The sequence below is a fragment of the Vibrio sp. ED004 genome (genome assembly GCF_023206395.1).
Lineage (GTDB): Bacteria > Pseudomonadota > Gammaproteobacteria > Enterobacterales > Vibrionaceae > Vibrio.
This window is the reverse complement of record NZ_CP066149.1, coordinates 93875-105778: the sequence shown is the minus strand read 5'-3', so window position 1 is coordinate 105778 and position 11904 is coordinate 93875. Positions and strand designations below refer to the sequence as shown.

Annotated in this window: 10 protein-coding genes; 7 read left to right on the top strand and 3 right to left on the bottom strand. The window is 44.7% G+C overall.

The window, feature by feature from the left end:
• Positions 1 to 80: 80 nt before the first annotated feature.
• Positions 81 to 590, bottom strand: a complete 510-nt coding sequence (locus ITG10_RS00495; protein WP_017632453.1) for a peptide-methionine (S)-S-oxide reductase — start codon at positions 588 to 590, stop codon at positions 81 to 83.
• Positions 591 to 891: 301 nt separating this feature from the next.
• On the opposite strand from ITG10_RS00495, the gene ITG10_RS00490 reads away from it, so the two are divergent.
• The 5 genes from ITG10_RS00490 to ITG10_RS00470 all read left to right on the top strand — a co-directional run bounded on the left by ITG10_RS00490 (position 892) and on the right by ITG10_RS00470 (position 8214).
• Positions 892 to 2004, top strand: a complete 1113-nt coding sequence (locus tag ITG10_RS00490; RefSeq protein ID WP_017632452.1) for a GTPase — start codon at positions 892 to 894, stop codon at positions 2002 to 2004.
• A complete protein-coding gene (locus ITG10_RS00485) occupies positions 1991 to 3655 on the top strand; it encodes a GTPase (protein ID WP_017632451.1) in 1665 nt (554 codons plus the stop codon). Before ITG10_RS00490 ends, ITG10_RS00485 begins: the two co-directional genes overlap by 14 nt.
• Positions 3656 to 4410: 755 nt before the next feature.
• The gene (gene tnaA, locus ITG10_RS00480; RefSeq protein WP_017632450.1) at positions 4411 to 5883 is read left to right on the top strand and encodes a tryptophanase; all 1473 of its coding nucleotides are present in this window, start codon (positions 4411 to 4413) and stop codon (positions 5881 to 5883) included.
• 256 nt (positions 5884 to 6139) lie between these two features.
• Positions 6140 to 6835: a DUF3299 domain-containing protein gene (locus tag ITG10_RS00475; RefSeq protein WP_017632449.1), complete on the top strand. Its 696-nt coding sequence runs from the start codon at positions 6140 to 6142 to the stop codon at positions 6833 to 6835.
• Between the two features lie 53 nt (positions 6836 to 6888).
• Positions 6889 to 8214, top strand: a complete 1326-nt coding sequence (locus ITG10_RS00470) for an amidohydrolase family protein (protein ID WP_017632448.1) — start codon at positions 6889 to 6891, stop codon at positions 8212 to 8214.
• A gap of 89 nt (positions 8215 to 8303) precedes the next feature.
• Here the strand turns inward: ITG10_RS00470 and ITG10_RS00465 are convergent, their stop codons facing one another.
• Entirely contained in the window at positions 8304 to 9182 is an 879-nt protein-coding gene (locus ITG10_RS00465; RefSeq protein WP_017632447.1) for a LysR family transcriptional regulator, read from the bottom strand.
• A gap of 303 nt (positions 9183 to 9485) precedes the next feature.
• Here ITG10_RS00465 and ITG10_RS00460 point away from each other — a divergent pair, with 303 nt between their 5' ends.
• Positions 9486 to 9725: a hypothetical protein gene (locus ITG10_RS00460; RefSeq protein ID WP_017632446.1), complete on the top strand. Its 240-nt coding sequence runs from the start codon at positions 9486 to 9488 to the stop codon at positions 9723 to 9725.
• Positions 9726 to 9933: 208 nt separating this feature from the next.
• Positions 9934 to 10251, top strand: a complete 318-nt coding sequence (locus ITG10_RS00455; protein ID WP_026084405.1) for a Dabb family protein — start codon at positions 9934 to 9936, stop codon at positions 10249 to 10251.
• A gap of 92 nt (positions 10252 to 10343) precedes the next feature.
• On the opposite strand, the gene ITG10_RS00450 is transcribed toward ITG10_RS00455, so the two are convergent.
• Positions 10344 to 11570: a DUF3103 domain-containing protein gene (locus ITG10_RS00450; RefSeq protein ID WP_017632444.1), complete on the bottom strand. Its 1227-nt coding sequence runs from the start codon at positions 11568 to 11570 to the stop codon at positions 10344 to 10346.
• Positions 11571 to 11904 lie beyond the last annotated feature (334 nt).

Sequence of the window (11904 nt, the reverse complement as noted above, 5' to 3'; positions counted from 1 at the left end):
CGAGCCCCAGAACGTGTCAGCGTTCTGGGGCTTTTTAGGTTCTAGGCTAAATATCTTAGCAGCTAGGTTGGAGGCTCAAACTAAGATTTATATTTATGCAGCAGATCCCAAGGGATATGGCATAAGTGATGATCTTCAGGAAAGTGGCTTAAGTGATGCTGGTGGATATCGTCACTGGCGACGTATTTGGTTAATGGCAAAACCTCTAGGGCGATTCGATCTGCATCTTCACGTGATGCAATGTAGCGCTCGGCTTCCGCTAAGTGTTGATCGTCGGTGCTGTAAACTCCGGTGCGATACTTTTCGCCCACATCGACACCTTGTTTATTTACGCTGTAAGGGTCGATAATCTCAAACAGATGTTCCATCAGAACCGTGACCGATGTGATGCTTGGGTCGAACTCAATCTGCACACACTCTGCGTAACCATCATAAGCGTTTTGGGTGTCATCGCTTTTTGATGCCTCGGCTTCTTTTGGTTGGTCGCTACCATTGGCGCGGCCTGCTTCTGTGCTGATCACGCCAGGCACATACTTGATGAACTCTTGCACACCCCACAAGCATCCGCCTGCTAAATAAATTTGTTCCATACTTCTCTTTGGGCTCTCTGTGTTTGTTGCTAGCGACTCACTGATGGCTGTTGATTACAAATAGACGGCCTAAACTGTTGAGGTATCAAGCATATCAATAGCTTGGAGCATGCTTAAATACGTGATAGAACCGTATATAAAACAGGCTTATAAAAACAAGCGCTTAAGCAATTGTAAATCAGCACGACTGAACAAACGCGTCACTGAACAAACTTAAGCTAAAGGCGATAACCCGATTATATAAGTCATCGCACCTGGTCACCAACCCGAATCTCAACATCAAGTGAGCGTTAGTCTAACCATGTTTGATCAAATTAAAGACTTCATTAATCCGAGCAAGAATCCCGATCTCACTCAGGCTCATGAATATCAGCGTAAGCATCTACCGACCTTGTGGCTGTTGGGCAAAACGGGCGCGGGCAAGTCATCGTTTATTCAAGCAGTCACGGGGGATTCCTCTGTTGAAGTCGGTAACGGTTTTGCGCCATGCACCATGACAGCAATGTCGTATGCGTTTCCTCAAGACAAACCAGTCATGCGATTTCTCGATACTCGAGGTTTGGGTGAGGTTGATTACGATCCGGCAGACGATCTTCAAGAGATCGGCCAAGCGGGTAATGCGCTCGTCGTGGTGATGAAAGCCGATGAGCCTGAACAATCCGCCGTGCTTTCCGCCCTGCAACAGATCAAGAAGCAAAAGAAGATTAAACACTTACTGTTGGTTCATACTGCTGTGTTGTCTTCCAATGAAGCAGACCGCGCAAGGCAAGTTCAATTCAACACCAATCAAATAGAGAAGGTGTGGGGAAAGGGATTTGAATCGGTCGCGGTGGATTTTGAAACGGAGGGCGAGAGCAACAACAGTGGCGAAATCTACAATTATGAAGCCTTGATTGAACAGCTGACTAATATGCTTCCTGTTATCGGAATGATGGTGGTCGACAAAGAGCATTCCACCCAAGAAGAAGCCAACTTTGACCAAGTCGAAAACGAAGTGCTTTGGTACGCAGGAAGTGCAGCGGCCAGTGACTTGATTCCGGGCGTTGGCTTGGTGTCTGTACCTGCAATTCAAGCGAAGATGCTCCATAGTTTGGCAAACCAATATGGGGTTGAATGGAACAAGAGAGTCTTTAGCGAGCTAATAGGCACTTTGGGAAGTAGCTTTGCAGTGCAATACGGCATGAAGCTCGGAACTCGACAGCTGATCAAGCTGATTCCCGTTTATGGCCAAACGGTCGGCGCGGTTGCGGCCGCAGCCATGAGTTTTGGTACCAGTTACGGTTTAGGTCGAGCGGCGTGTTTTTACTTCTATCATAAGAACAAAGGCGAAGAAGTGTCTGAACAAGAGATGCAAAAGATCTACAATGAATCCCTGAAAAAAGGTAAGGCGGCGTCGGGCTATGAAGAAAATTAGAAACCTATTTCGACTACTTGCCGTTTTATCGAGCGGGCGTTGGGGAATTGCGCTGATTTCGGCGATCTTCCCAAGCCTCATCATGATGGGCTTTGGTCTGTTTTTGGCGGTTAAATACGGCTATCTGTTGGAAATGTCGATTGCCATTGCCGTGAGTACCTTGGTGTTCACCATTCCTTTATACATTTCGAGCCGTTCTTCTCGCCAACCAACTTATAGCAATGCGTCTGCCAACTCAGCAAGCGAGGGTGAAGCCGAATCATCGCCTAAGACTGCTGATCCGTTAATAAACGATGCAATGGTCAAAGCATCTGATGAATGGTCGCAAGCTGAGTTGTTGATTTGGAACGACTCGAAACACTATGTACGTCAGCAATTAAGTAACGAGATAGAGTGGGGCAACCTCGACCAAACTGGTTTAGAGGTGCTTGAATTTGTCGCTACAAAGTTTGATAAGAAATCACTCGATTTTTCGATTCCGGAAGGCCTAAAACTCTTCGAAGAGGTCAGCCGCCGCTACAAGTTAGTGGTGAAAGAACACATTCCGGGTATTGAGTATCTTAAGGTTTCTTACATCAAAGCGGGCTACGAAGCCTACGATAAATACGGTGAGCTAGGGCAGAAGATCTTCAAAGCGGCGATTTGGGGTAATCACCTTAAAAACCTGTATTTGAATCCCCTCAAGGTGATTTCTGATTTAGGTCGAGAACAAGCGACATCTACCATGACCAAAGGTGTGGTCGATGATATGCAATACGCTGCCAAACAAGCTTTACTCGATGAAGTAGCCGCGGTAGCAATTGATCTCTATAGCGGGCGATTCAGCATTGAAGATGAATCGCTGAGAGCGTCTGATGTTTCAGAAGCCGACGAGAAACGCTTTGCTCCTGAATTAGAGCCCGTACGAATAGTGCTGGTGGGTCAAACAAGCTCTGGGAAGTCCTCACTCATTAATGCGCTTAAGCAAGAACTGGTTGCCGAGGTCGATGTTCTGCCGTCAACCGATACTTCAACCGTCTACAACGCGTTTGTCGATGACAATGACGTTCGAGTGGTTGATCTTCAAGGGCTTGATGGCAATGCCAAAACCGAAGCCTTGATGCTTAAAGAAATGACTCAAGCCGATGTGGTGCTTTGGGTGCTTAAAGCCAATCAATCGGCTCGTGAATTGGATAAACAGTTGAAGGGTAAGTTTGACGCATTCTATGACGACCCGAAGAACATCTCACGCAAGAAGCCAATACTTGTCACGGTTGTGAATCAGGTCGACAGACTCAAGCCTGTGGATGAATGGCAGCCGCCTTATGATTTGGATAACCCGACGTCGGCCAAGGGGAAGATCATTGCTCAGGCTCTTGAATATAATCAAACACTGCTACAACCCGATATTGCATTGCCACTGGCGATTGCTCCTGAAAAGGCGCAGTTTGGTTTAGATGCTTTAAGACAGACGCTGCTCGAGCGTATCGCAGACGCAAATAACGTGCAGAGAAATCGCCAACGTTTTGAAGCAATGAAAAGAGGGACGTCGGTCAAAGGACAGCTGAACAAAGCGGTAAAAGCCGGTAAGAAGGTGGCACCAAGTGCATTGAAAGCCGCGACACCGAAGTTAGCTGAAATGGCGATTAAACAAGTGGTTAAGAAGAAGTAACCCGAACTAATAGAACTGGCAACCAAGCTCTGATGAAGCTGAAGAAGAAGTTAACGAAACTCAGTGATTATCAGAGCTTGTTTTATCTGCCATTAGTTTTAATTAAATCTCTATTACCGAAATCCCTTATCACTACAGCTATTTGTCGGCACTAGTTAATTCCGTGAACTAGTTTAATAGTATATAAACTGACAATATTCACAGTTTATATAACACGCTATCGTATTTAATTTCCATTCTAAATATTGATCACATTTATACTTTCTTTCGCTGTATTTATAAAACAATTGCACTATATTTAAATTTCGGATCACCTTGATTTCAACGTAGGGATATATTGTGAACATGTATCTGAAATGGCAATCAACAACATGGCTAACCTTGTTAGCTTGGTATACTTTAGATCATCAGCTCTCGTTCCACCTTTCTTCAGAGTAGTTCCCTCTAGGCGTCACGCGCCAGCAGAGCTCCTGAGCTTTGCCCAATCCTGTTAATTTCGTTTTAAGAAATTTAGTAATTCATGTGTTCGCTATTTGTATTGTTGTGCATGTGGTTCTTTATCTCTTAGTCATTATTAATTGGATCCTAATCAACACATCATTGATTAAATTATCTATTTCTAGCTATTAATTTTCATCGTAATTATCACGAGTGTGATCGTGCGTGAAATAAAATTAATGGTGATGACTCGTGACATCTAAAAATAATGAATTTGGCCTTTTCGCCTTAGGCTGAATTTGTTGAAAGGTACTATTATGGAAAATTTCAAACATCTACCAGAACCGTTTCGTATTCGCGTTGTAGAACCAGTAAAAAGAACAACTCGCGCTTACCGTGAGCAAGCCATTGTCGAAGCGGGCATGAACCCATTTTTGCTCGACAGTGATGACGTGTTCATCGATTTGCTGACCGACAGCGGGACCGGTTCAATCACACAACGTATGCAAGCAGCAATGTTGATGGGTGACGAAGCCTACAGTGGCAGCCGCAGTTACTATGCACTGTCGAATGCGGTGAAAGATATCTTTGGCTATGAGCTGACTATTCCTACTCACCAAGGGCGTGGCGCAGAGCAGATTTACATTCCTGTTCTGATTAAGAAGCGTGAAATGGAAAAGGGACTCGATCGCAGCAAAATGGTCGCTTTGTCGAATTACTTCTTCGATACCACGCAAGGCCACACTCAAGTGAATTGCTGCGTGGCGAAGAACGTTTATACCAAAGAAGCGTTCGATACCTCAGTGAATGCCGACTTTAAAGGCAATTTCGATATAGTGAAATTGGAAGAGGCGATCTTGGAAGCGGGCGCTGCCAACGTTCCTTACATCGTTAGCACCATTACCTGTAACTCAGCTGGTGGACAGCCTGTCTCTATCGCCAACCTCAAAGCTGTGTATGAGATTGCACAGAAGTACGATATTCCAGTGATCATGGACTCTGCACGCTATGCTGAAAATGCTTACTTCATTCAGCAGCGAGAATCCGGTTATCAAGATTGGACTATCGAACAAATCACACGTGAGTCTTACAAATACGCGGATGCTTTGGCTATGTCGGCCAAGAAAGACGCAATGGTACAAATGGGTGGCTTGTTGTGCTTTAAAGACGACTCTTTCATGGATGTGTACACAGAGTGTCGAACTTTGTGTGTCGTGCAAGAAGGCTTCCCAACCTATGGCGGCTTAGAGGGCGGTGCAATGGAACGCCTTGCGGTTGGCCTATATGACGGTATGCGTCAAGATTGGTTAGAGTACCGCATCGGTCAGGTTCAATACCTCGTTGATGGCTTAGAGGCGATAGGTATCGTGTGTCAGCAAGCGGGCGGTCATGCTGCGTTTGTCGACGCGGGTAAGCTGCTTCCTCATATTCCAGCAGGTCAATTCCCCGCACATGCGTTGGCGTGTGAGCTGTACAAAGTGGCAGGCATAAGAGCAGTTGAGATTGGCTCGTTATTGCAAGGCCGTGACCCGGTAACGGGAGAGCAACATCCATGTCCAGCAGAGCTATTGCGCTTAACCATTCCACGCGCGACTTACACACAAACACACATGGATTTCATTATTGAAGCGTTCGGGAAAGTGAAAGAGAACGCAAGCAAAGTGAAAGGGCTCGACTTTACCTATGAACCGCCAGTGTTAAGACACTTTACTGCGCGCTTGAAAGAGGTAGAAATAAGCGAGAAACAAGCAGGAAAAAAGAATGAACAAACGCTCGAAGAAGCATTTTAAAATAACAACATAAGCGAATAGTCACAGAACCAAAGAGCCGTTTTTAGCGGCTCTTTTTTTGTGCGCGCTCTTTCTATTGTTGGAAAAGCAGCAATCGAGAGAAAAGAAGACATCGAAATACGTAGGATCCGATCCTACAAGTGGGATAAAAGGAAAATCGGTGCATCTCATATAATTCCATTCATCGCCTAGGTCGTTATCGATGAGCAGGCTTTGAAACGTTGTTTACTCAAGTGGAATAGTAGAAGGGGTGTGTATGAAGACTAAAGTTTTAATCGCGTTATTGGTGGCCTTAATCGGGTATTTGATGACGTCTAATGCCGTTCACAGTTCGAATATCTCTCAGGATAATGCCGACCTTAATTGGGATGCGCTTATCAAGCCAACCAAAGAAATTCAGAACCCTTTTGAAGACCTCTCTTACGAGAACATCTCCTTATTAAGAGAATACGCCAGTTTCCAGGATGCGATCAAAACGGGTGACTTAGACCGTGACCCCAAATACAGCGACTACATCAATAACCAAGTGCACAAAATCGCAGATGTTTTGCTCGATGAAGGGCTAGATGCGAACAAACTCTACGACTTGCGAAATGAGATGATAACGCTCAACGAAGAACGTTTTTACACCCCGAATCCTAAAGTTTTGGATAAGAACTGGAAGCTGGGCGGTTACATGGTACCGATTGATTTTGAAGGGCTTTCTGTTACCAAGTTCTTTCTCGTACCTATCGCTGGCCAATGCATTCACACACCTGCGCCACCTGCGAATCAGATCATACTGGTTAACTACCCAGAGGGGATCGTGATGTCCTCTTTAGAGGCGCCATTGTTCATTGAAGGGACATTGCAAAGCGAGTTAAACATCGACCAAGGCAATTACTACGATGGAACGAACAGTGTGGAAAGTATTTACCACATGACGGCGGCTAACGTTGCATTTCTAAACTGATTCACTTTATCCAATTGAAACTAATCCAATCCAAATTACTTAGGTTTATCGTTATGCTTTACAAAAAAACAGTGATCTCTTCTTTAATCTTGTCGGCGCTTTCTTTCTCTTCATTTGCAGCAGACAGCGTGCTGATCAAAGACGTGAAAATATTCGACGGCACCACCAACGGCCTAACATCCAACATGGATGTTTTGGTTAAAGGCAGCACCATTAAATCGATTGGTGAGAACCTTGATCAACAAGGTGTAACGTCAGTGATTCAAGGTGAGGGAAAAACTCTGACACCTGGCTTTATCGATGCTCACGTGCATCTGTCGCTCCAGCTAGGTTTTGGCGAAATGATGGTGGCGGATGAGTACCGTTTTGCCATTGGTCAGGTTGAAGAATCTGAAGCTATGTTGATGCGTGGTTTCACTACGGCTCGTGACATGGGCGGCAACACCTTCTCTCTAAAGAAGGCGATTGATTCTGACATGGTCAAGGGCCCAAGAATTTACCCGTCTGGTGGCGTTCTAACGCAAACAGGTGGTCACGCTGACTATCGTATGCCAAATAGTCTGTCTAAGCTGCACACCAATGATCCTGATCCATTCGTTCGTGGTGGTCACACCGAGATTGTTGATGGTCAGTCTCAAGTATTAACGGGTGCTCGCGAACAGCTTCGTAAAGGTGCAAGTCAGGTCAAAATCTTAGTTGGAGGCGGCGCTGCTTCACCAACCGATCCTCTTGATGTGACTCAGTTCTTGCCAGAAGAGGTGGATGTGGCAGTAAGAGCCGCAGATAACTGGAACACTTATGTCGCAGCGCACGTGTACAACAATCATGGGATTCGTATGGCGCTGGATAATGGTGTGAAATCGATTGAACACGCTAACTTCATCAGCGAAGAAAATCTCGACTTATTGATTGAGAAAGACGCGTGGTTGAGCGTTCAAACCTTGGTGTACATCAACACACCCGCAGGAGTGAACGAAAGCCAGAAAGCCAAATTCGCACAAGCGTTTGACGGCTTAGATAATACGTTCTCGCTTATCAAGAAGAAGGGATACAAGAAGATAGCTTTTGGTACGGATGTGATTGCCGATCACTCATTAATGGCGCGTCAAAACGAAGAGTTTACCAACCGCACTAAGTGGTTCTCAAACTACGAGATCCTTCGCCAAGCGACTTCTGGTAACGCTGCGCTGCTTGAAATGTCTGGCCCTAGAAACCCATATGAAGGGAAGCTTGGCGTTGTAAAAGAGGGCGCACTGGCGGATTTGATTTTGGTCGACGGTAACCCGTTGGAAGACTTGTCGGTATTAACGAATCCAACAGACAACTTCGACATGATCATGAAAAACGGGACTATCTACAAAAACACGACTCAAGACTAAGTAACTCGATAGCTGTCGGTTGATATCAACAGCCGAATCGCGAATAAACAAAGGGCCTACTGATGAAGCAGGCTCTTATTGGTTCGTGGCTATTTGTTTTGCAATACGGATTTGAGGATCTTTAAAAGCCATTGGTTCACAGGTGCGTCTTTTTGTGAACGACGACAGCTCATCACATAGCTGACACCGATAGTCAGCTTCTCGGGTAAATCAATGCTTCGACAGCCTTCTGGCACACTGCCATCTAAGGTGATACCAAAATAGTCAGACTTCAACACCACATCGTGGATCATCGCAGGGTGGTCGACTTCAACTTTTGGAGTGACGTTGAAACCGACGTTTCTGAGCCTGTCGATAATTGGGTATTTATTGTCATTCCACCCAGGAGTCTTGAACAGAATGATTGGGTAGTTAACCAATGACTCAAAGGTCTGGGCTTCGTGGTCATTTCGAACGAAAAACACCGCTTTGCCTTTACCTATTTCCTTCTGTGAAATGGATTGCGGCAAGCCTTCATCAAAGTAGTGAACCGCGACAGCATCCTCACCGTCGATGAGCCTGTTTTTAACATTGGTTCCCCATCTCACAAAGGAATAGTGAGTATGTGGTGCTTCTTGGCTGAGAGCAAAGTAGAGCTTAGATCCGTAGCGTTCCCAAAACAGGGTATTGGCGTAAATTTTGATGTCGCCCTGATAAGTCTCAGGAGTGAACACTTGGTGTTTGATGGCTTCGACACTCGTGAGTATCTGCTCAAAGTTTTCGATATTGGTTTCGACAAACGTCGTTGGCTCAAACCCGTGTTTGGTTTGAATAAACAAGGGGTCATCAAGCTGCAATTTTAGCTTCGATAGGTTCTTGCTGATCGCCCCAGAGGTTTTTCCTAGCGACTCTGCAACCAAACCAACATTGCGAAGTTCATACATACGTTTGATGACCAAGATATTCTGAATATCGAGATTGATGTCCACAAGCACTCCGAATTGGTTAGGTGATTACGATGCGATTCTTTGTTGCGAATGCAGCGTTAAAGCATAAAAGCGCGACAACAGAGAAACGTAAAAGCATCTGACTCTAATATCATAGTCATGAGTTCTAAGTTTTAAGACAGCACAACGTCAAGATGTGAACTATTTCGTTGATTTCTAGGGCAAGTTTCCATTTTGTAAATCTTGCTTTTCCTCGAATGGCCTGCATCCGGTTGTTAAAGTTACCTCAACAAAGAAACACAGTAACTAAACGAACATAATATTAAAAATAACGAGGGGTGATGTATGAACAAGTTAATCGCACTAGGCTTGATGGCTATTTCAATGAATACTGCTTTTGCGGCTGATGGAACCTATACAGGCACCATTGATATGACAATGAGCCAAGGCAATCAGGTAAATGTAGAGCGTGTTGAGTCGGACCTTACTCTTGAAGGAAGAAATGACGCCAGCAATGGCGGAATAAAATTCCAAAAGACCGTTGATCAAGACCAAGCTATTCAATTAACGGGTCGCCGTGACTAACGCTTAATCTGTGCTTACCATGTCCATGGAAAATGCTGTGCCTTCGGGTGCAGCGTTTTTCGTTTTAGAGTCTTTTATAAAACTCAGTCATCTAGCCTTGGCTGTATCTGTAACCTGTGGCATTTTGTCTTTCTATTAATGTTAACTTGCGCCTCGGTGTGGGCTAAGAATGACACACAAGCAAACGAAGACTCGAAAAGGACTAGCAATGAATCGAAAAGAAACGGGAATGATTCGTCATATTTTGCTGATTAAGTTTAAACAAGATGCAGAAGTTTCTGAAATAGAGAAGCTGAAAGGACTGTTTGAAGCGATGCCAAGCAAGGTTGAAGGCGTAACTTCAGTCGAGTGGGGGCTAAATGACAGCCCAGAAAACAAGAATCAAGGTTATACCCATTCGGTGCTAATGACGTTCGCTGATGAAGCAGGCCGTCAGAACTACCTTCCACACCCAGAGCATGATGTGCTGAAAGATGTGTTTCGTCCACTTCTAGACGATATCATTGTGTTTGATTACTCCCTGTAATCAGCTTCTCAGTACGCCTCTTATGTTTTACTTACCTTTGATAATGAAGAGTTAGGGCCTAACGATTAAGCCCTAACTAAATAAGAAACGATTTACTCTGTTGGTGAAATCGTGACAGGGGCGAACGAAGCAACGGCATTTCCGCCTGCGCCCGGGCGATCAACGTAAGGGGTGTTTTGCATTAAGGTGTAGTACACGTCTACGAAGTCATCGTCATTCACTAATACGCCTTCAGGAATCACATCAATGATCTTACCTGTGATCTGAGCAATGATCGCATACCCTTGAACTTCTGGGTCAGGAATCATCTTCAATATCTCTTCTGCGGCTTCAACCAGCAACTTGGCTAACGCTTTGTAATCGGTGCCGTCATCGTGCTCCATCAAAATCATATCGGCAGCGCCCCAACGGTAACGAGGCCAGAAGATCACGGTTTGATTTGGGTAATACGTCTGTTTGTCATAGTCCAGATAAGGCATCTCAACGAGATCAATTTGTGGCTCTAAACGACTTGAATCGACACCCGTCACAATGGCATAGATTTCAGCTTTGCCAGAGATCCACGGTTCTTGGTCGACAGCCAAACGGATTTTCGTTAACTGTGTGGTGTTCAATGGTTCAGGTTCAGACATCGCCATCGAGCGTTGAGCTTTGCCCATAAAGGTTTGCTTCTGAACCTTACTGTTTTTACTCGCTTCACTGTCGCTGGTGGTTTTGGAATCGGAATTGATTTGTGTTGCAGTACCCAGCTTGTTCATCTCGGCCTGCATCGCCATTAAGCCTGCTTTGAGTTCTTCTGATCCGTTGCTATCAATAACAAACACAGGAACGTCAGGCATTTGGTACACATCTAACTCATGAACTTGACCATACACATCGTACGCTTCGATGTATTGCCAATTTGAATCGTCACCAGAGGGCTCGTAAGCAAACAGTGGGCTTTCACCATTCTTCCAAGCTTCAATCATCGCTTCATCGGCTATGCGAATTTCTAACAGCGAGTCACTGAATTCGTTGATCCCTTTCATCTTGCGGTAACTAAGGTCGGCTTTCTGCATTTTGTTTGAAAACGCGGAGTAGGGCTTGTCTGAGTTAAGCCTGTCTATCGGCGTAGACAGCTGCTTTTCTGTTATCTGATCTTTTAAAGAAAGCTCAAGATCCGAGTAGCGGGCACTGATTTGCAACGCCAAAGTTTGCTTTTGTGCTGAGGAGTTCTCTGAAAGAGAGCGTGCGTCTGTCGTGTCGATATTGTTTGCATAGGACTGGAAGCCAACCACTGTTGTTGCAAGCACCATACTGATTGAGAAAGATGGTCTCATAAATAATCCTTATTTTAATTTTTATCATTAATAGAGCATTTGCCCTATAATGATTAACCTATCAGCAAGGTGAATGTGTTTAAAAGTTAGACAGTTGATTTTTATTTCGTTGTGCAGCACAGGATCTCAATTTAAGTAATTTATAAAATATTAAGTGTGTAACGACTTGATATATCCAAATTTATAAACCAATCAGTAGTTAATTAACAAAATTATTAACTGTATAGGCTGAGTATATAGGTCTGTAGGTTCAAAAGAGTGCGCTTAGGTATGAGGGTATTTGTTGGCTTGTATAGGGCAGATAAGAAAAAGGGCTAGCGCTTGGCTAACCCTT

Coding starts and splice junctions, on each gene's coding strand:
- ITG10_RS00470 (WP_017632448.1), top strand. CDS start 6,889: ATGCTTTACAAAAAAACAGTGATCTCTTCTTTAATCTTGTCGGCGCTT.
- ITG10_RS00455 (WP_026084405.1), top strand. CDS start 9,934: ATGAATCGAAAAGAAACGGGAATGATTCGTCATATTTTGCTGATTAAG.
- ITG10_RS00460 (WP_017632446.1), top strand. CDS start 9,486: ATGAACAAGTTAATCGCACTAGGCTTGATGGCTATTTCAATGAATACT.
- ITG10_RS00475 (WP_017632449.1), top strand. CDS start 6,140: ATGAAGACTAAAGTTTTAATCGCGTTATTGGTGGCCTTAATCGGGTAT.
- ITG10_RS00495 (WP_017632453.1), bottom strand. CDS start 590: ATGGAACAAATTTATTTAGCAGGCGGATGCTTGTGGGGTGTGCAAGAG.
- tnaA (WP_017632450.1), top strand. CDS start 4,411: ATGGAAAATTTCAAACATCTACCAGAACCGTTTCGTATTCGCGTTGTA.
- ITG10_RS00450 (WP_017632444.1), bottom strand. CDS start 11,570: ATGAGACCATCTTTCTCAATCAGTATGGTGCTTGCAACAACAGTGGTT.
- ITG10_RS00485 (WP_017632451.1), top strand. CDS start 1,991: ATGAAGAAAATTAGAAACCTATTTCGACTACTTGCCGTTTTATCGAGC.
- ITG10_RS00490 (WP_017632452.1), top strand. CDS start 892: ATGTTTGATCAAATTAAAGACTTCATTAATCCGAGCAAGAATCCCGAT.